This is a genomic window from Bacillus paramycoides, from assembly GCF_038971285.1.
GTDB lineage: Bacteria > Bacillota > Bacilli > Bacillales > Bacillaceae_G > Bacillus_A.
Genome location: NZ_CP152427.1, coordinates 576,024 through 595,446, shown reverse-complemented (window position 1 = coordinate 595,446; position 19,423 = coordinate 576,024). Strand labels below are relative to the sequence as shown.

The window sequence follows — 19,423 nt, the reverse complement described above, 5'->3', positions numbered from 1 at the left end:
TCGCGTACTTTTTATTCTTCCTCGTTTACGTGTTCAAACGCTTGCTCGAAGATATGAATTACGTGCTGGTCAGCTAACGAATAATAAACGACCTTTCCTTCTTTACGATTCTTTACAAGTTTCGCTTGCTTTAACACACGAAGCTGGTGTGAAATAGATGATTGTGTCATTCCTAATAAATACGCTAAATCACAAACGCACATTTCTGCTTCAAATAACGCATGTAATATTCTCGTACGTGTACGATCGCCTAATACTTTAAATAGTTCTGCTACTTTACTTAAACTTTCATCAGTTGGAATTGTTTGTTTTACTTGATCAACAACTTCTTCATGAATTATCGTTTGAGAACATGTCTCTTGTGGTGTTTCTACTTTATTTCCAGCCATTATAGCTCACCTCTTTATTTGAACATATGAACAATCATTCATATATCTTATACTCTTATTATATGAGCGTCCATTCATATGTGTCAATGAAATCTCATACATTTTTTTGAACATTTCGTTCACATTAAAAAAAAGATCTACACATATTTTCCGCATCCATTACATTCTCATACAAAAAAGGATGTACATTTTACACAAAAGAAAAAAGCCTTGCGCGCTCCCTAGACGCACAAGGCTTACTATACTTATATCCCTTTTAATTAAGCTTTTAATTAGCTTGTTCTAAATTATCCTGCGAACTTCCATCGTCTTTTAAATGACTATGTTTTTTCGAATAAACAAAGTATACAACTACTCCAATTGCTAACCAAATACCGAAGTAAATCCATGTTGTTAACGGTAGGTTAAACATTAAGAATAGACAACATGCGATTGAAATAATCGGTAGCGTTGGTACAAGTGGTACCACAAAGCCTCGTTTTAAGTTCGGATGTGTTTTACGAAGAATAATAACTGACACACCTACCATCGCAAATGTTAACAATGCTCCAATATTCGCTAAATTCGACAATTCTTTTAAATCGATAAATCCAGCAATTAAAGCACTACCAATACCTGTTAACCAAGTTGAGAATACTGGCGCTTCTGTTTTCTTATTAATTTTCGCAAATGATTTTGGTAATAAACCATCACGGCTCATCGCGAAGAATACACGTGTTGTTGCATAAATGTAAGCAAAGATTACAGCCATAATACCAATTACAGCTCCAACTGCGATTACACCTGCTACTTTATCTTGTCCTACAACCTCTAACACATATGCCATAGCCTCTGGTACATCTAACTCTTTATAAGAAACCATACCTGTCATAACGAGACAAACTACAACATAAATGATTGTACAAATTACTAACGAAGCAATAATACCAATCGGTAAATCACGTTGTGGATTTTTTACTTCTTCAGCAGAAGTTGCTAATGCATCAAATCCTAAGAAAGCGAAGAACACTGCTGCTCCTCCGGCAAAGATTCCGCTAATACCGTATGGTGCAAATGGTGTCCAGTTTTCTGGTTGTACGTAAAACGCACCAACTGCAATGAATAAAATAACAATACCAATTTTGATTAATACCATTATGTTATTCACACGTTTACTTTCTTTCGTACCTCTTGATAATAACCAAGTTAAAACTAAAGTAATAACTACTGCTGGTAAATTCACAATTCCACCTTGTGATGGAATCTTTAACAGCTCTGTTGGAATTTCTAATCCAAATCCACTCACTAAGTTATTGAAATAACCTGTCCATCCACCAGCTACTGCGGCAGTTGTTACAACATATACAGATAGTAATGTCCATCCCATTAGGTGGGCAATAAACTCACCAATTGTCGCATATGAATATGTGTACACACTACCTGAAACCGGCAGTGTAGATGCAACTTCTGCATAACATAATGCTGCAAATCCACAAACAATCGCTGCAATCATGAATGAAAAAATAACTGCTGGACCAGCATCTCTTGCTGCTACTAATCCTGTTAATACTAGAACTCCTGTACCAATTATCGCACCAATCCCTAGCATTGTTAGGTCAAATGCCCCTAGCGTTTTCGTTAAAGTTTTACTTTTACTTTCCCCTAACAATTGCGTAACGGATTTCTTTTTAAATAGGTTGGCCACGATGTATGCCCCCTTTTGCCAAGAAGAGCTAAGAGATATTCACTCTTAGCTCTTATCATGTTGGTTTATATATTGTTCGATTTTGTTTTGTATAATGCTTCTATTAGCAAGATACTGTTTCTGCTTCTAATAATTCTTTAGCACCTTTGTACTCTACACCGTGAGCTTCTGCAACTGCTTCAAATGTTACATAGCCATCTAATGTGTTAATACCTTTTAGTAATGCAGAGTTGCCTAAGCAAGCTTCTTTGTAGCCTTTGTTCGCAATTTGTACTGCGTATGGTACTGTTACGTTTGTTAATGCAAGAGTTGATGTACGTGGAACCGCACCTGGCATGTTTGCAACTGCATAATGAACAACGCCGTGTTTTTCGTAAGTTGGGTTATCATGAGTTGTAATACGGTCAGTTGTTTCGAAAATACCACCTTGGTCAATCGCGATATCTACAACAACAGAACCTGGTTCCATTGATTTAATCATTTCTTCTGTTACAAGTTTTGGCGCTTTTGCACCTGGGATTAATACTGCACCGATTACAAGATCAGACTCTTTTACAGCTTCTGCAATATTGTAAGGATTAGACATTAAAGTTTTTACTTGGTTTCCGAAAATGTCATCTAATTGACGAAGACGTTCTGCACTTAAGTCGATGATTGTTACATCCGCACCTAGTCCAACTGCAATTTTAGCAGCATTTGTACCAGCTTGTCCACCACCGATGATTGTTACTTTACCACGTTTAACCCCTGGAACACCTGCAAGTAAGATACCTTTACCGCCTTTGTTCTTCTCAAGGAATTGTGCACCAATTTGTGCAGCCATACGACCAGCTACTTCACTCATAGGTGCAAGTAATGGTAGAGAACGGTTTTCTAATTGTACTGTTTCATATGCAATAGAAACAACTTTCTTTTCGATTAATGCTTTTGTTAATTCTGGTTCTGGAGCTAAGTGTAAGTATGTGAATAAGATTAAACCTTCGCTGAAGTGTTTGTATTCGCTTTCAATTGGTTCCTTAACTTTCATAACCATTTCCATGTTCCAAGCTTCTTCAGCTGTATCAACAATTTTTGCTCCTGCTTCAACATACTGAGCATCTGTGAAACCAGATCCTAAACCTGCACCCTTTTGAATGAATACTTCGTGATTGTTACGAATTAAATGTACAACACCTGCTGGTGTCATTGCCACACGGTTTTCGTTGTTTTTAATTTCTGCTGGTACCCCAATACGCATAATGAAATGCCCCCTTATAATTAACAGAAAAAAGAAAGTCTTTTTTCTTTTTGTAATAATTAATAACTTATGTCCTTATTCTAGCATAACTTAAAAGTTATGAAAACGCTAACATAATATGTTTTTAAAGTTTATATATTTAGAATAGTGTAAATTTATGGAATATTGATTCTATTAGCCTCTTTGTTCCATCTCATTATTTATCACTCTATTTTTATTATACTCCTTCAAAATAAGTAGTAATCATTTATTATTTGACAATAATGTAACGATGTAAGAAACCTCAATGATGCCGTATACATATTCAGTTATTAATTTACACAATACTTTAGAGATATATTCTTTTTGTAAAAAAAAACAGCTACAGGCATTTAGCCAGCAGCTGGGTAACTTATAAATAACTTGGAAAATAAATCATCTGTTGTTTCCGTAATTTTATCAAACAGATCACTTTCTTCCGCTTCTTGCTCTTTTAACATCTTAATTGTTTCACGTGCATCTTCAGGGTAATCGGTAATGATACCATCTACGTTTAACTTATAATATCCCTTTAAACTTTCCATATCATTTACCGTCCATACATAAATTGGTTTGTTTAACTTCCTTGTTTCTTTTACTAACTTCTTATTTAACATGTATTCTTCCGCTACATAAAAATCAGCTTTCACATTCTTTAAGTTGGCTCTACTTGCATACAGTATATATCCGACTTTTATATCTGAATTTGCACGCTTAAACTCTTTAATAAGCGGGTAATGTAACGTTTGAATAACACATTGCTTCTCAAATTCATTATCTTTAATCGTTTTTAGTACTTTATTTACAAAATCTTTTTCGCCACCATGAAGCTTCACTTCAATATTAAGTTTGATTTTTCCCTTAGCCAGCTTAATGATTTCATCAAGTGTACTGATTTGTCCTGAAAACCCATCTTGACTAAGAGTAAGCTGTCTTAACTCGTCCATCGTTAAATCCGAAACATGAACATTAGCATTGGCAAGACGTTTCAACTTCAAATCATGTATAACTGCTAGCTCACCGTCTTTCGTTTGTAGTACATCAATTTCAGCGTAGTCTGCTTTCGCATCAATAGCTCCCTGCACAGCTTCTTTCGTATTCTCTACACCTTTTGAAATATAACCGCGATGAGCCATAATAATCGGTTCTTTATATGTGTTTGTAATAAAGGTCACAATGAAAGCAACAACCATTCCCGCCGTAATAATTCCTACAATATATACACCAATAAATTTCCAACGATGTTTTTGGAAGAAACATTTATCTGCCTTCGTCTTTGAATAATCTAATCCTTCTTCTAATAAAACATCTTCGACCGGAACCTTTTGTAAATACAATCTTGTTAACGCCATAATATAGAACGGCGTCATAATAAAGCTAAATAGATACAATGTACTTGTTAAGAAGACTGAAATAGTTGACTCTGCTAGTAGTGCAAATGTCCCTTCTGGGTTTGTAAATTCATATACTCCCCACAGACAAAGTAAATAAATTCCTACACATAAAAGAAAAACAATTCCTACAGATATGAAAAAACCTACTAAAAAGAACAACACTTTAAAGAAGCTTTCTTTTACTAAGTTTGCACTTTTTCGTGCTGCCGTACGGAACGGCTTCTCCTCTAAAACGATAATAGGTAAAACAAAAATCCAACGAAGGTTCAAATAGGCAACTACAGCAAAGAAAGTATAATATCCAACTTGCCCCATTGTTGTCTTAAATAGTTCACCTGTAATAAAATTAGGAATTTGAATTTCTGGAATCAATGCAGACTTATATCCCATACTTAATAGTGGTAATAGTACAACTGCATACAAAACAAATCCAGGTAAGCAATATGTAAACAGAGAAGGTAAATACGTTACTGTTTTATATAAAATTGGACGTAATCTCACCTTTTGCCTTTTATGAGCGAAGTACGAAATGATAATAAGTACTGCAAACTCTGTAAAGATCAGGAACAATGCCAATATAGATAAAATTACAATCGCCAAAATCCCGTATGGTGTTTTCAAAAATGCTAATAACTCATCATTTGTTGCGTTTGCATACCCACCAAAGTACAACAACTTATTGAAAATAATACCGAAAAGTGGGATAAACACAATCGCTGCTAACAATTTATAAGCAAGTTGGAATGTTAACACATTCCAAAAGGCAAATCTAACAGTTTGAAAGGAATGTCTCATTACCCCTGGTATAGATAGTCTTTTACGGTGTTGCATATATTCCTCCACATTCTAAAACGATATTTGAGATGGATTCCACATTTCCATTTCTAACCCATCCCTTTAATAATAATATATTCCGCTTAACATGAACACTCTTATACATACAATGAAAAAAGTGATGGCTACTTCCCATCACTTTTTTCATTGAATCTATTTTTTCTCTAACCCTTGTCCAAATGCTTTCAAGAAGCTAAATCCGAATGTAATGGCTCTATTGATATCTGGATCTTTTAACACTTTAAAGAAATCCATTACTTTTGTTTTTTTACCACTCTTTAATTCATCTGTTGCAAATTGCAATCCAGTGACTAAACTCGATGTGATTTGCTTTGTTACTTCTGGGTCAACTGAGGATAGCGCTTCCCCCGCCCCCATCATGTTGTTGAGTGCATTTTTAACTGGTTCACGATTTAATTGCTCCACAGCGATTTTTGAAACATCTTCCTTCGCAGCAAGCAAACTAATTGCCGCATCTAATATACCAGCCTTCTGCAACTGTGCTAAAAGCTTCATCGTTTCTTCTACTGCTTCACGATTATTAGATAGCTCATTTAGAAGTTCATCTGCTACTTGCTGTTTCTGTTCTTCCTCTGTTACAACTTTCTTTTTAATTAACGTAATTTCTTTCGCCACTATCTCCGCCCCCTAGTCCACAAGTGATACGTATTGTTTTCTTTGCCATTTTTGCTCAATTTCAACACCATTTTGCGGATTACGCTGTTTATCTCGTGGGTTTGAAGATGGTAACGGACGGTTTCCTTTTTCACGTAATACACGCATTTTCACCATCGTTTGTTTATACGCCGGTGTACACGTATAAAGGTCTGTTGCCGTCCCAGTTAAAATATTAATCGCTTCTTCATTTATCGTTGCATGCATCGGTAAATATAGTTCTTTCCCAGTTACACGATCAGTAATAAGCGCTTGTACTTTAATCTTTCCAAATGGTGATGCTAATTCCACAAGACCACCATCTTTCACATTGCGCTCTATAGCGAGTTCAGGTGAAATTTCAACGAATACTTCAGATACTTTAGATAAGATACCAGCCGACTTATTCGTCATATTCCCTTCATGGAAATGTTCTAGCATACGTCCATTATTTAAAAGTAAATCGTACTCATCTGGCGCTACAACCGGTGGTATCCATTCATCTAATGATAAACGAGCGAGTTTATCTGGGAAGTTAAATCCGTCTACATATAATAGCGGTGTATCGCTACCATCATGACTACCCCAACATAAACTATTCCATCCTTCTAGACGGTCGTACGTTGCTTGAGAGTATAACGGTGCAAGTGATGCGATTTCGTCCATAATTTCACTTGGACTTTCGTAATTCCAATCACCACCGAGTGCACGAGCAACTTTTTGCAAAATCCACCAGTCTGGTTTTGAATCACCAAGCGGTTTCAATACTTCATATAATCTTTGAATACGGCGCTCTGTATTCGTAAACGTACCTTCTTTTTCTAAGCTTGGTGCCGCTGGCAAAATAACATCAGCAAAACGAGCTGTTTTTGATAAGAACATATCTTGAACAACGAGGAAGTCTAAATTCGCTAAAATATGTTGTACATGGTTCGCATTGGAATCGACTAAAGCCATTTCTTCCCCCATGACATACATACCACGTAGTTTTCCTTCTTCTGCCGCGAGTAACATTGCAATATTATTTAATCCTGGTGCTTTCGGAATCGTTGTGCCATATGCTTTTTCAAACTTAGCACGAAGCGTATCATCTGATACTGCTTGATAACCTGGAAGCCAGTTTGGTAATGTTGCCATATCACAAGCACCTTGTACGTTATTATGACCTCGTAATGGATATGCGCCTGCACCAGGACGACGATAGTTGCCTGTAACAAGCAGTAAATTTGAAATGGCTGCAGACGTTGTACTTCCTCCTGTATTTTGCGTTACACCCATTCCCCAAAGCACACAAGTACCATCTGCTTCATATACCATACGAGCCATTTCTTTCAGATTTTCTTTCGAAATCCCCGTAATTTCTTCTGTATAATCAAGCGTATACTTTTCTAACATTTTGCTATATTCATCAAAGTTCTTCACATTTTCAGCTAAAAACTTTTTATCGTGCCAATCTTGATCAATAATATATTTCGTAATACCAGCAAGCCATACGTAATCCGTACCCTGGCGCGGATGAATAAATAAATCCGCACGCTCTGCCATTTCATGTTTGCGAAGGTCTGCTACAATCAGTTTTTGCTCGTGTAATTTATGAGCACGTTTTACACGCGTCGCAAGTACAGGGTGTCCTTCTGTTGGATTCGCACCAACGATAATGACAAGGCCTGCTTCAGCTATATCTTTCACTGTTCCAGCATCCCCGCCCATACCGACAGTTTTAAATAAACCATCTGTTGCTGGAGATTGACAATAACGAGAACAATTGTCCACATTATTCGTTCCATATATTTGTCGAGCTAGTTTTTGCATAAGGTAGTTTTCTTCATTCGTTACTTTCGATGAAGAAATAAATCCAAATGCATCGCTACCATATTCAGATTTAATATGCTGCATGTTAGAAGCAACAACTTCAAGAGCCTCTTCCCAAGTAGCTTCAACAAACATATCTCCTTGGCGAATTAATGGCTTCGTAATGCGATCTTCACTATTTACAAAGTCCCATCCAAATTTTCCTTTTACACATGTGGAAATACCATTAACAGGTGCATCTGAAACAGGTTGAACTTTTAGTATATGGCGATCTTTCGTCCATACTTCGAATGAACAACCGACACCACAAAATGTACAAACTGTTTTTGTTTTATTCACTTTCGTCTTACGCATCGCAGCCTCTACTTCCGAAACCGCTAAAATACTACTATATCCAGGCTCTACATCTTTTACAAAATCAATCATCGGATCTAACACATCTGGTTTTAATCCAGTCATGAATCCAGCTTCACCTAACATTGATTTTTCCATTAACGCATTACATGGACATACTGTTACACACTGCCCGCAACTTACACAAGACGAGTCATTAATGCTTACACCATGATCCCATATAACACGTGGACGATCTAAGCTCCAATCTATTGATATAGTTTCGTTAACCTGTAAGTTTTGACATACTTCTACACACTGTCCACAAGCAATACATTGATTTGGATCATACCGATAAAAAGGATGTGACATATCCACTTCACAAGCACTTACTTTCGGCTCATACGGATATTTCTGTTCTTCAATTCCCATCATATGTACCGTGTTATGGACTTTACAGTTACCATTATTGTTATCACAAACAGTACAATACAATAAATGATTCTCTAATATTCGATCCATTGCCTCTGTCTGTGCCTCTTTTGCACGCTGGGACTGTCTTTCAATATGCATACCATTCTCTAATTTCGTTGAACAAGCACGCATTAACTTCCCATTCACTTCTACAATACACGTATCACAAGTTTGAATTGGATCTACTTCTGGTACATGACAAATTTGAGGATGTTCCAAATTACTCTCGTTAAATAATTGTAGTATCGTCTTTTCACCCGATGCGGAAAATTCTTTACCATCCACGGTTACACGGACTGTCTGTTCTGCCATAGTTTCCCCTCTCCTTACAACCAACTGTACAAAATAAGATTATGAATCCGTTTTCAAAATCGCATTACTGTACATATTTTTGAAACGCTCTGCGCAAATACTTTTCTTATGAAGTCGATTCTAGATGTTATAAGGTATAACTACGAAAGCTTGAAAATATCACTATTCTACTGTTCTATTATATCGTACATATACAATAATAACCAAAATAATCTGTAATCTTCTTGCTAATAGGTGTTTTTATTTTCTCATTGTTTTATGATAAATATGGGAGAGAAATACATATAAAAGGGGAATTTAATATGGGGCCTACGCAAGAGACTTATACAATTGTACGCTATCAATCTGGTACATTTTCAAAACAGCTTGATGAGATTGTTACAGAATCTCCTATTACGATTAAATTGAATGGTGAAGAATATGTAACAGTCGTATGCACACCAAATTATATTGAAGATATGGTAATTGGTTTTTTAATTTCTGAAGGAATTATTTCTTCCTATAAAGATGTTGAAGAACTATGGGTTCAAAAAGATAACGGAATTGTCCATGTAACATCATCAAAAATAAATCCGCTCTATCAAAATTTATATAATAAACGATACATTACTTCTTGTTGCGGAAAAGGTAGACAAGGTTTTATTTTCGTTAACGACGCAGCAAAGGCAAAAGATTTACATGATATACACGTGAAAATTTCTCCTGAAGAATGCTTTCACTTAATGAATACTTTACAACAATCTTCCACTACATTTCGCCAAACCGGCGGTGTTCACAATACCGCACTATGCGATCGAAACAATATCCTCCTATCAAGAATGGATATTGGAAGACATAACGCATTAGATAAAATATATGGCCACTGTTTGCGCAACGATATATCCGTTAAAGGAAAAATCATTGCATTTAGCGGGCGCATTTCATCCGAAATTTTACTCAAAGTTTCAAAAATCGGATGCGAAATTGTTCTATCTAAATCTGCTCCAACAAAACTAGCATTGCAACTCGCTCACGATTTAGGCATTACAGTTGTAGGATTTATTAGAAATGGATCTTGTAATATTTACACACATCCACATCGAATTGATGGTTATCAATCGAATAACTAAAATAACTCCTCAAACGAGGAGTTATTTTAGTTATGAAAATGTAATATATTAAACACTTGAATAGTTAATAAAGTTAATATATAATTTCATTACATATTAAAAAACAAAACATTGTAGCATATATCTTTTCATTCTTTTACAAATTAAAAGAGACTGCTAACAAAACGCATACGCAATCTTATAAAAGTAATGGATCTATTTTATTTGAAATCGACCAAGGAGGTTACAACTATGGAAATTCGCTTATTAACGACAGAGGACGCAGAAATATATTTAAAAGTTTGTATGGAAGGTTTAACGAAGAACCCGGAAGCTTTTAGCTCTTCTTATGAAGATGTTCTTAAACATGAGAATCCTGTAGCTGCTATGGCAAAACGATTAAGCAATCCGGATAAGTATACTCTAGGGGTCTTCAAAGATAACGATTTAATCGGCATTGCTACTTTAGAAACAAAGCCTTTCATTAAACAAGAACATAAGGCAAAAATCGGTTCCGTTTTCGTTTCTCCAAAAGCGCGTGGCCTTGGAGCAGGACGAGCTCTCATTAAAGCAATTATTGAAAATGCCGATAAATTACAAGTAGAACAACTTATGCTCGATGTTGTAGTTGGTAACGATGCCGCAAAAAAATTATATGAGTCATTAGGCTTCCAAACTTACGGCGTACAAGAACGTTCATTAAAACATAATGGTCAATATTGGGACGAGGAACATATGGTTCTGTTCTTAAATGATTAATACTTCAATATAGTTTTTAAAAGCATCTTCTTATTAAGAAAGGTGCTTTTTTCATTACAACAATGTAATCTTTATGTCACCTTTATCGATCGTACCAAACCTTTCCATTCATTATACTAAAAATATAAAGTGAAACTTTACTCAGTGGGGAACTACATCCACGCTAATCGCATGTACTTGATAGGTAGAGGAGAATGTGACATGAAACAAAACAAACGAGCTATGCTTTTAATATGTACTACAGCAATTGTAACTTCTGGGTTAGCAATTTTACCTTGGTTTATTATATAGAACGATTCCCCTAATAACGAAAAAAGCTTATTGCTCCTTAAGAAGCAATAAGCTTTTTTTATATTATAAAATCCCCAAAATTTTATTTACACAACTTATGATAATAACCATAGATACGGCAATGCACATGACAACCGTATTACGATCTTGCTTTTCTTTTTTTGAAATTTCTTCTTTTGGATTCATGTGTATGATCTCCTTTTAAAAAAAGTGTGAGATAGGAAATTTTTCTTATCCGATGCGAGGTGAATACGAAAACCCTCTCTATCTCACATACACAATAGAATGGAATTGTCATTTTATAAATAAAATGACATGACGTTATGTCGCAACATAGGGTATTTTGTGTCGCTACGTTTTCTATTATAAAAAATAGTTGTGCAAAACTAGTGCATTTTTTATGTCAATTACTCTGAGCGAAAAATAACTCTTCCACTCAATCACATAAAAAGAGTTTTTTATTATTTTCATGTAAACTATACAAGTAGAATGAACAGTTTGGGGTGCACAAGATTATGGTAAAAATTTTATTAGTAGACGATGAAGAACGCATGTTACGATTATTAGATCTGTTCTTAAGTCCTCGTGGCTATTTTTGTATGAAAGCTACCTCTGGCCTTGAAGCGCTAAAGTTAATAGAACAAAAAGACTTCGATATTATTTTGTTAGATGTTATGATGCCGAACATGGATGGCTGGGATACTTGCTATCAAATTCGGCAAATTTCCAACATTCCAATCATCATGCTAACAGCTCGTAATCAAAACTACGATATGGTGAAAGGCCTCACTATGGGCGCGGATGACTATATTACAAAACCATTTGATGAGCATGTATTAGTCGCAAGAATTGAGGCTATATTACGCCGTACAAAGAAAGATGGCTTCGTTAGCTTCAATGGTATTGAGTGGGATAAAACGAAACATACTGTCACAGTATATGACGAAAAAATTTCACTAACTCCTATCGAGTTTTCGTTACTTGGACTATTTTTACAAAATACAAACCGTGCTTATAGCCGAGATGATTTAATTGAAAAAATTTGGGGTTATGAAACAGACATTGAATATAGAACAATCGATTCACATATTCGCAATATCCGTGATAAACTACGCAAAAAAGGATTTCCAGTTGAAAATTACTTAGAAACTGTCTATAAAGTCGGATATAAATGGAAAAGTGAATAATTACTTCGGTCAGTGGAAAATATCGTACCACTGACCGTTTATTATGAATAAGGTATGGTGAGAACATGAGCAAACTTTCCCTTAAAATCGGGACATACTTTTTAATATTAGCTTTATGCATCGAAACAATTGCTTTCGTTTCTTTTTACAAAAGCATTTCAACAATGCGGATTGAAGAAGAAACACTTGCTCTTTTAGAAAAAGGTAATCGCTATAGTAAAAAAATTAAAATTCGCGAGAGACGGGATGAATATTATAAAGAAATGCAACACGCTGAACACAATAAAAATCCTAAACGCCCCGTGTACCCTGAGTTCCAGATTGCAAATGCGGCTGCACACTTAGTTGAATCGGAATCAATTTCTAACACCGATATAGCTATCATTATTACTGACCATAACGGCAAAATTATTTCCACCTCAGAACCCGTAACAAAAGAAATGCAAAAACAACTTACTTGTAAAACAGAATCTGTCCCAGAAAGCGGATTAATCGTTGAGAGAAACTGGAAAAAATCAAAATTCATCACAACAGTAAGCCCACTTAACACAACAAAGTTTCAAGGAAAGTTATATATGTTATTAAAAACATCTTTCTTAGAAAATATGTTACTTAAACTCATGAACCAATTTCTTATCATTAGTGTTTTAACAATTATTTTAACAACTATTTCTGTCTTTATTTTTTCTCGTGTTATTACAGAACCGCTTATAAAAATGAAGAGAGCAACAGAAAAAATGTCAAAATTAAATACGCCAATTCAATTAGGTATAAAACGAAATGATGAACTTGGAAGTTTAGCAAAAACGATTGAAGATTTATCCAGTGAATTGACTTATATGAAAAAAGAACGCAATGAATTTCTCGCTAGTGTTGCCCATGAACTATTAACTCCATTGACCTATATGAAAGGGTATGCGAAGGTAGCAAAGAGAGACTCTTTAACGAAAGAAGAGCGAGAAGAATACTTGCAAATCATTGAGGATGAAACAGATAGTGTCACTGATCTCGTCCAAGATTTATTTATGCTTGTACAATTAGAACAACACCAGTTTGTTATAAAAAAACAAAAAGTGCTACTTAAACCATTTTTAGAACGAATGATTGAAAAAACAAAAACAACATTAACAAATAAAAAAATGCAACTCCATGTATACTGCAAAGATGATTTAGAAGTTTGCATAGACGAAAGACGTATGGAGCAAGTTATGTTAAATTTATTACACAATGCTTATCAACATTCGCCAGAAAACACATCTATTACGATACGTGTACTCACGGAAACAGATTCTTTTACAATAAGTGTAGACGATGAAGGAGAAGGTATTCCTGAAGAAGATATCTCACATATTTTCGATCGTTTTTATCGCGTTGATAAATCCAGAACGAGAGCTACTGGAGGAAAAGGTATCGGACTAGCTGTTGCAAAAGAAATTGTAGAATTGCATAACGGTTCCATTCTAGTAACAAGCAAATTAGGAGTAGGAACAAACTTTATAATTGAACTACCTTTTGAATAAGATGCGTGTGAAAACACCAGTAGTAGTAAACACTACTGGTGTTATTTTGTTCATAAAATCTATTCATTTAAGCTAAGCTTTTGAAATTATTCTTATTTCAATATAAAATAAAGATACATTTGTCAAAGATTTGGAGGGTGATATAATTGGATATCCATGTATTAACAAAAGATGAAGCGGAAATTTACTTAGAACTTCGTGTAGAAGGTTTAAAGCAAAACCCTGAAGCTTTCAGCTCTTCTTATGAAGATATTATTAATAAAGAGTGTGCGATTGAATATAAAGCACAAAAATTAGCACAAGATGAAAACTATACGCTAGGTGCATTTAAAGATGGACAATTAATCGGGGTTGCAACACTGGAAACGAAACCATATGTAAAACAAGAACATAAAGCTAAAATTGGTTCTGTATATGTGTCTCCAAAAGCACGCGGACTTGGAGCAGGAAAAGCACTTATTAAAGAATGTCTTGAACTTGCTAAATCTTTAGAGGTAGAACAAGTTATGCTTGATGTTGTTGTCGGCAACGATGGAGCGAAAAAACTTTATGAATCATTAGGATTTAAAACATTCGGTGTACAAGAACGTTCATTAAAATATAACGGACAATATTGGGACGAAGAGCATATGGTCTTATTCTTAGACGAAAATAAATAATAAAAAACATCCTCTTATATTGAACTGTACCCCGAATCATGGACACTTAAAAAAAGCCCCATGATTCGGGGTTTTTGTGTATTTTTATCAAAAAACCTCGTTATAATGGAACCAACGATAGAAATGAGGTACGGAGAATGAGTAAAATTATTTTTAATGAGATTCAAATGAAGCAGCTGGAAAAAAATAAAAATGTAGTAAAAGCGTCGGAACGTTCGATTAGCTATTGTCCAGATTTCAAAGTAAGAGCGGTAAAAGAAAATCAACAAGGAAAAGGTCCTAGCCAAATCTTTTTAGAGAATGGGTTTGACTTAGCTGTGATTGGTGAGGAGAAACCAAAACAATGCTTGAAACGTTGGCGAAGAACCTTTGAACAATTTGGTGAAGAAGGATTTTATACAGAACGCCGCGGGAAAGGAAGCACGGGACGTCCTTCGGAAAAACCTCTCTCTTCCGATGAAAAATTAAAGAAAGCGGAAGCGCGTATTGCGTTCTTAGAAGCGGAATTGACATTCCTAAAAAAGTTAGAAGAACTCGAAAGGCAGGCGTTACAGAAGAAGCGTTAACACCACGAGAAACATACACACTGATTGAACAAACCATACGTCGATTCCAATTCCCACGTATGGTGCGTTATCTTTGCACACTGGCTGGGGTAAGTCGGAGTGGATACTATGCGTGGCTTCATCAGACAGAGAAACATTTAGAAAAAGAACGCAATGATGAAACAGATTATGAATGGATCCAAGAAATTTTCAATCGAAAAAGGAAAACATGTGGTGGTCGTTCTATCAAAATGGTGTTGGAAAAGACAAAAGGAATTTGTATGAACCTCAAACGTATTTACCGTATTATGCGTAAATATAATCTTGTGACAAAGATTCGCCGAGCGAATCCTTATAAACACATCGCAAAGGCGACACAAGAACATAAAACATGTCCGAACCTTTTAAAACGCCAATTCAATCAAGAAGAGCCTGAAAAAAGTATGTTAACGGATATTACCTATTTATTTTATGGAAAAGGAAAGAAGGCTTATTTATCATGTGTAAAAGACAGCACAACACGAGAAATTTTAGCCTATCATGTCTCCTCTTCTTTACAAATGGATATCGTCTATCAAACATTAAATAACTTGAAAGAGAGATTAGGAGAAAGCATCCATTCTGAAGCGCTTCTACATTCAGACCAAGGTATTCATTACACACACCCTGAATTTCAGAAACGCGTAAGGGAAATGGGAATCAGACAATCTATGTCCCGTAGGGGCAATTGTTTAGACAATGCACCAATGGAATCCTTTTTTGGTCATATGAAAGATGAATTAGATTATAAAGATTGTCAAACCTTTGAATCCCTCGAACTCAACATAAGGGAATATATGAAGGAGTATAATTATAATCGTTATCAGTGGACATTAAAAAAGATGGCTCCGATTGAATATCGGAACCACCTTTTAAGTGCTTGATTTTTCAGGGCTTTTTTATTAAACTGTCCATTTTATAGGGTACAGTTCAATATATGAGGATGTTTTTTACTTTTTTCTAAACCACGCTGTATCTAATAGTTGAATCGCTTTCGCAATTTCTTCTTCTGATAAGATCGCAAACCCAAGTAAAACGATATTTTCAGGTGCAGTACCGTCTTTATAGTACGTAGAAACAGGATATACTTTAATACTATATTTCGCAGCTTCTTTAATGAGTTCCTCTTCTCGCATTCCATTATGCACTTGTAATAAAATGTGCAATCCCGAATCTTCTCCTATCACTTCAACACGATTAGAGAAATACTTTTCTATTTCAAAGACAAGTCGATCCCTCTTTTTTCGGTAGACGACACGCATTTTATGAATATGTTTTTCCAAATGGCCTTCATTTAAAAACCTTCTAATCACTTCTTGGTCCATTCTCGAAACACTTTGCGTATAAAACAAATATTCCTGTTGATATTTTTCAATTAAATTCTTCGGTAATACTATATAGCTCATCCGTAATGAGGGTAACAAAGCTTTTGATAGCGTCCCCATATAAATAACTTTCCCATCTGTATCTAATCCTTGTAGTGCCGGAATTGGCTTTCCTGAATAACGAAATTCACTATCGTAATCATCTTCAATAATATATCTATCTTCTGCTTTCTTCGCCCATTGTAAAAGCTGCGTCCTTCTCGTAATAGGCATAATCATTCCATATGGAAACTGATGAGAAGGTGTTACAAATACAACATTTGCATCGCTATTTTCTAAATCTGCCATACAAATTCCGTCCCTATCTAAAGACAACATTTGAACCTTCTTTTCTCCTTGTTCAAAAACAACCATTTTCCTATGATAACCTGGGTTTTCAACTGCATAATTACTTCCCTTCAACAATTGAAAAAGTAACTTCACTAATATTTGTGTTCCCGCCCCTAATACAATTTGGCTAGCTGAACAACGCACACCTCTAGATTCATACAAATAGTTGGCAATTTCCTCCCTCAGGCTCAATTCCCCTTGAGGATGTCCAAGAAAAAGCAATTTATTATTATGTGGCTGCCATACATCATTTATAAGCTTGCGGTACATAGTGAACGGAAAGGTATGCGTATCAACTCCTGTTTGGGTGAAATCAAATGTATAGTTTTCCTCCCTAAACGGAACCTCTTCTACTTTCACTTCACTTCCTTCTACATAAATCATCTGTTCAACTTTACATACAAAATAACCTTTTCTCGATGCCGACTCAATATAACCTTCTGCAAGTAATTGCTCGTAAGCCGCTTCTACTGTATTCTTACTCACTTGTAAATAGCTCGCCAGCTTTCTTTTTGCAGGTAGTTTTGTTAAAGCCGGAATCGTTCCATCTTTAATCTCTTTTTTTATATACTCATACAATTGCACGTACAATGCTCTTTTACTATTCACATTTAAATTAGGCGTTAATTCTAACATAATATCTGACCCCTTAATAAAACTAAAATCTGATACTTTTTACAGTACCAGATTTTATATATAATTCCTTTTATCATGTCACACATAAAAAATCAAATACCGGAGAGGAGAAACATGATAATGAACAATGGTAGACGTATCGGACTCATTATGATTATTACAGGGGCTACATTATGGGGATTATCTGGCCCGATGATTCAGTGGCTATTTCAACATACTAACGTATCATCAGTTGATTTTTTAACAATTCGCTTATTGCTTGCGGGAATATTTATTTTATCTTTCTTACTTACAAAGAAACAAAACATATTTCAAATTTGGAGACACCCTAGACATTCTATACAACTTATTATTTTCTCTATTCTCGGCATGCTTGGTGCGCAATACGCCTTTATTGAAACAGTTCATATTAGTAACGCGGTTACAGCGACATTATTTCAATTTCTTGGCCCTGTTCTTATTACCATTTATGTCGCATTTGGACAAAAAAAATTCCCAGCGTCTATGCAACTGCTCGCAATTATAACGGCACTAACGGGGACATACTTTATTATTACAAATGGTTCAATTGAAAATATTGTTTTATCAAAAGAAGCCATTATTTTTGGTCTATTAACAGCAATTGGATTTGCATTTTATACCCTTCATCCAGCCTCTCTTATTAAAGAATGCGGAACAACTGTAGTAATTGGCTGGGGAATGTTAATTGGAGGTATTGCCCTGCTTATTTGTAATCGCTCGTTTGAATGGAATCAGCTTTCACAAACTTTTACACTAAAAACATTTTCTATGCTTATTCTTATCATTATAAGTGGCACTCTTTCTTTCCTCCTTTATATCGGTAGTCTGAAATATTTAGCAGCAACAGAAACAAGCATTTTATCTAGTATTGAACCACTTGTAGCTACCATCGTTTCAATCGCTTGGCTGAATGAATCCTTTGGAGCCTATCAATTATTAGGCGGCTTATGTATCGTTCTTTCTGTTATTTTCTTAACGATGCCACAAAAAGAGAATGAACCTACCTTTTCAACTGAACAAATATAAAGTGAAACTTTAATCAGTGGGGGGGTTCTTCATCCCCACTGATTATTAGTTGAACCAATCGGACTTTTATGGGCAGTTGATCCCCCACCTAAATTCTTAGCTTTCGCTGAATTTTGAGGTGGGGATCTTACTGCCCATTAAAGCGGGATAGAAAATGTCAAAAGAGGTCGTACAAAACTTACGACCTCTTTTGACGTTTTAAAGGAATTGTCCCGCTTTCTGGCAAATACAATTACACTAACAATAAAAATTAGGAGTGTGACACCATGAAAAAAATCGGAACTATGCTACTTTTCTCCTTTCTCATCGCTGGATGCACACAAGCGCAACCTGATTTAGAAAAACCTAAAAAAGAAGCTATCGCAACGTCATCCACTCAAGTTAATGCACCTTCCTTCTTTCACCTTAGCGTTTTAAAAGATGTAAATTGGGAAGAAACACCCTCCTTCATACAAGAAAAAATACCTTTAAGAGGTATTGAAGACAAAATCGCAATGGCTGATAGCCCTATTATCGCAAATGAAAAAAGCGAAATGATGTGGTACTTTTTAGATCCTGAAATGCCAACTGGAAAACTATCTATTATTGCACTAAAGCAAGGATCAGTAACTCCAACACCAGTACTCTTTCAACAAGAAACTTCCAAACCAACTTGGACTACTTCAAATACAATTGATTCCACTACAAACGAACTCCCTCTCACTATGTCACTACCTTCATCTGGATTATGGGTATTAAATATATATGTGAATGAAAAATATTATGATCAGTTTGTAATCCATACTGAGTAAAGTAA

At 35.3% G+C, this 19,423-nt stretch carries 16 protein-coding genes; 8 read left to right on the top strand and 8 right to left on the bottom strand.

All coding sequences use genetic code 11. The annotated features are described in order from the left end of the window. Positions 1–11: 11 nt before the first annotated feature. The 6 genes from AAG068_RS03070 to fdhF all read right to left on the bottom strand — a co-directional run bounded on the left by AAG068_RS03070 (position 12) and on the right by fdhF (position 9,141). Positions 12–389, bottom strand: coding sequence for an ArsR/SmtB family transcription factor (locus tag AAG068_RS03070; RefSeq protein ID WP_000918377.1), 378 nt, complete (start codon positions 387–389; stop codon positions 12–14). A gap of 268 nt (positions 390–657) precedes the next feature. Continuing rightward, positions 658–2,073, bottom strand: a complete 1,416-nt coding sequence (locus AAG068_RS03065) for an amino acid permease (RefSeq protein ID WP_001284878.1) — start codon at positions 2,071–2,073, stop codon at positions 658–660. Between the two features lie 103 nt (positions 2,074–2,176). Further along, entirely contained in the window at positions 2,177–3,310 is a 1,134-nt protein-coding gene (gene ald, locus AAG068_RS03060; protein ID WP_001219742.1) for an alanine dehydrogenase, read from the bottom strand. Positions 3,311–3,681: 371 nt separating this feature from the next. Then, the gene (locus AAG068_RS03055) at positions 3,682–5,553 is read right to left on the bottom strand and encodes a glycerophosphodiester phosphodiesterase (protein WP_342717817.1); all 1,872 of its coding nucleotides are present in this window, start codon (positions 5,551–5,553) and stop codon (positions 3,682–3,684) included. Between the two features lie 156 nt (positions 5,554–5,709). Then, entirely contained in the window at positions 5,710–6,192 is a 483-nt protein-coding gene (locus AAG068_RS03050; RefSeq protein ID WP_342717815.1) for a DUF1641 domain-containing protein, read from the bottom strand. Positions 6,193–6,204: 12 nt separating this feature from the next. Beyond that, positions 6,205–9,141, bottom strand: a complete 2,937-nt coding sequence (fdhF, locus tag AAG068_RS03045; protein WP_342717813.1) for a formate dehydrogenase subunit alpha — start codon at positions 9,139–9,141, stop codon at positions 6,205–6,207. A gap of 302 nt (positions 9,142–9,443) precedes the next feature. On the opposite strand from fdhF, the gene fdhD reads away from it, so the two are divergent. Both fdhD and AAG068_RS03035 read left to right on the top strand, forming a co-directional pair. Next, positions 9,444–10,250, top strand: a complete 807-nt coding sequence (gene fdhD, locus AAG068_RS03040; RefSeq protein WP_342717811.1) for a formate dehydrogenase accessory sulfurtransferase FdhD — start codon at positions 9,444–9,446, stop codon at positions 10,248–10,250. Positions 10,251–10,481: 231 nt separating this feature from the next. Next, positions 10,482–10,988: a GNAT family N-acetyltransferase gene (locus tag AAG068_RS03035; protein WP_029437410.1), complete on the top strand. Its 507-nt coding sequence runs from the start codon at positions 10,482–10,484 to the stop codon at positions 10,986–10,988. A 354-nt stretch (positions 10,989–11,342) separates the two neighbouring features. Here the strand turns inward: AAG068_RS03035 and AAG068_RS03030 are convergent, their stop codons facing one another. Further along, the gene (locus AAG068_RS03030; RefSeq protein ID WP_001068388.1) at positions 11,343–11,465 is read right to left on the bottom strand and encodes a hypothetical protein; all 123 of its coding nucleotides are present in this window, start codon (positions 11,463–11,465) and stop codon (positions 11,343–11,345) included. A 329-nt stretch (positions 11,466–11,794) separates the two neighbouring features. Between AAG068_RS03030 and AAG068_RS03025 the strand changes: the two genes are divergently transcribed. From AAG068_RS03025 to AAG068_RS03010, 4 genes are all read left to right on the top strand, one after another. Then, complete coding sequence (locus tag AAG068_RS03025; protein ID WP_342717804.1) at positions 11,795–12,466, top strand: response regulator transcription factor; 672 nt, start codon at positions 11,795–11,797, stop codon at positions 12,464–12,466. A 65-nt stretch (positions 12,467–12,531) separates the two neighbouring features. After that, positions 12,532–13,986 carry a sensor histidine kinase gene (locus tag AAG068_RS03020; protein ID WP_342717802.1) on the top strand — a complete coding sequence of 485 codons (1,455 nt, stop codon included), beginning with the start codon at positions 12,532–12,534 and terminating at the stop codon, positions 13,984–13,986. Between the two features lie 146 nt (positions 13,987–14,132). Beyond that, positions 14,133–14,645, top strand: coding sequence for a GNAT family N-acetyltransferase (locus tag AAG068_RS03015; protein WP_000351216.1), 513 nt, complete (start codon positions 14,133–14,135; stop codon positions 14,643–14,645). 137 nt (positions 14,646–14,782) lie between these two features. After that, a protein-coding gene (locus AAG068_RS03010) for an IS3 family transposase (protein ID WP_088060789.1) occupies positions 14,783–16,113 on the top strand; the annotation gives its coding sequence in 2 pieces (ribosomal slippage) (positions 14,783–15,170 and positions 15,170–16,113; 1,332 coding nt in all). 66 nt (positions 16,114–16,179) lie between these two features. On the opposite strand, the gene AAG068_RS03005 is transcribed toward AAG068_RS03010, so the two are convergent. Next, the gene (locus tag AAG068_RS03005) at positions 16,180–17,580 is read right to left on the bottom strand and encodes a PLP-dependent aminotransferase family protein (RefSeq protein ID WP_342717780.1); all 1,401 of its coding nucleotides are present in this window, start codon (positions 17,578–17,580) and stop codon (positions 16,180–16,182) included. A 120-nt stretch (positions 17,581–17,700) separates the two neighbouring features. Here AAG068_RS03005 and AAG068_RS03000 point away from each other — a divergent pair, with 120 nt between their 5' ends. Continuing rightward, positions 17,701–18,627: a DMT family transporter gene (locus AAG068_RS03000; protein WP_342717778.1), complete on the top strand. Its 927-nt coding sequence runs from the start codon at positions 17,701–17,703 to the stop codon at positions 18,625–18,627. A gap of 266 nt (positions 18,628–18,893) precedes the next feature. Continuing rightward, positions 18,894–19,418 (top strand): DUF4871 domain-containing protein, encoded by a 525-nt coding sequence (locus tag AAG068_RS02995; protein WP_342717776.1) that lies wholly within the window; start codon positions 18,894–18,896, stop codon positions 19,416–19,418. Positions 19,419–19,423 lie beyond the last annotated feature (5 nt).

What these genes read in the sequence shown, in the direction of transcription:
- AAG068_RS03070 (WP_000918377.1), bottom strand. Translation starts at nt 389, where the DNA reads ATGGCTGGAAATAAAGTAGAAACACCACAAGAGACATGTTCTCAAACG.
- ald (WP_001219742.1), bottom strand. Translation starts at nt 3,310, where the DNA reads ATGCGTATTGGGGTACCAGCAGAAATTAAAAACAACGAAAACCGTGTG.
- AAG068_RS03055 (WP_342717817.1), bottom strand. Translation starts at nt 5,553, where the DNA reads ATGCAACACCGTAAAAGACTATCTATACCAGGGGTAATGAGACATTCC.
- fdhF (WP_342717813.1), bottom strand. Translation starts at nt 9,141, where the DNA reads ATGGCAGAACAGACAGTCCGTGTAACCGTGGATGGTAAAGAATTTTCC.
- fdhD (WP_342717811.1), top strand. Translation starts at nt 9,444, where the DNA reads ATGGGGCCTACGCAAGAGACTTATACAATTGTACGCTATCAATCTGGT.
- AAG068_RS03035 (WP_029437410.1), top strand. Translation starts at nt 10,482, where the DNA reads ATGGAAATTCGCTTATTAACGACAGAGGACGCAGAAATATATTTAAAA.
- AAG068_RS03030 (WP_001068388.1), bottom strand. Translation starts at nt 11,465, where the DNA reads ATGAATCCAAAAGAAGAAATTTCAAAAAAAGAAAAGCAAGATCGTAAT.
- AAG068_RS03025 (WP_342717804.1), top strand. Translation starts at nt 11,795, where the DNA reads ATGGTAAAAATTTTATTAGTAGACGATGAAGAACGCATGTTACGATTA.
- AAG068_RS03020 (WP_342717802.1), top strand. Translation starts at nt 12,532, where the DNA reads ATGAGCAAACTTTCCCTTAAAATCGGGACATACTTTTTAATATTAGCT.
- AAG068_RS03005 (WP_342717780.1), bottom strand. Translation starts at nt 17,580, where the DNA reads ATGTTAGAATTAACGCCTAATTTAAATGTGAATAGTAAAAGAGCATTG.
- AAG068_RS03000 (WP_342717778.1), top strand. Translation starts at nt 17,701, where the DNA reads ATGAACAATGGTAGACGTATCGGACTCATTATGATTATTACAGGGGCT.
- AAG068_RS02995 (WP_342717776.1), top strand. Translation starts at nt 18,894, where the DNA reads ATGAAAAAAATCGGAACTATGCTACTTTTCTCCTTTCTCATCGCTGGA.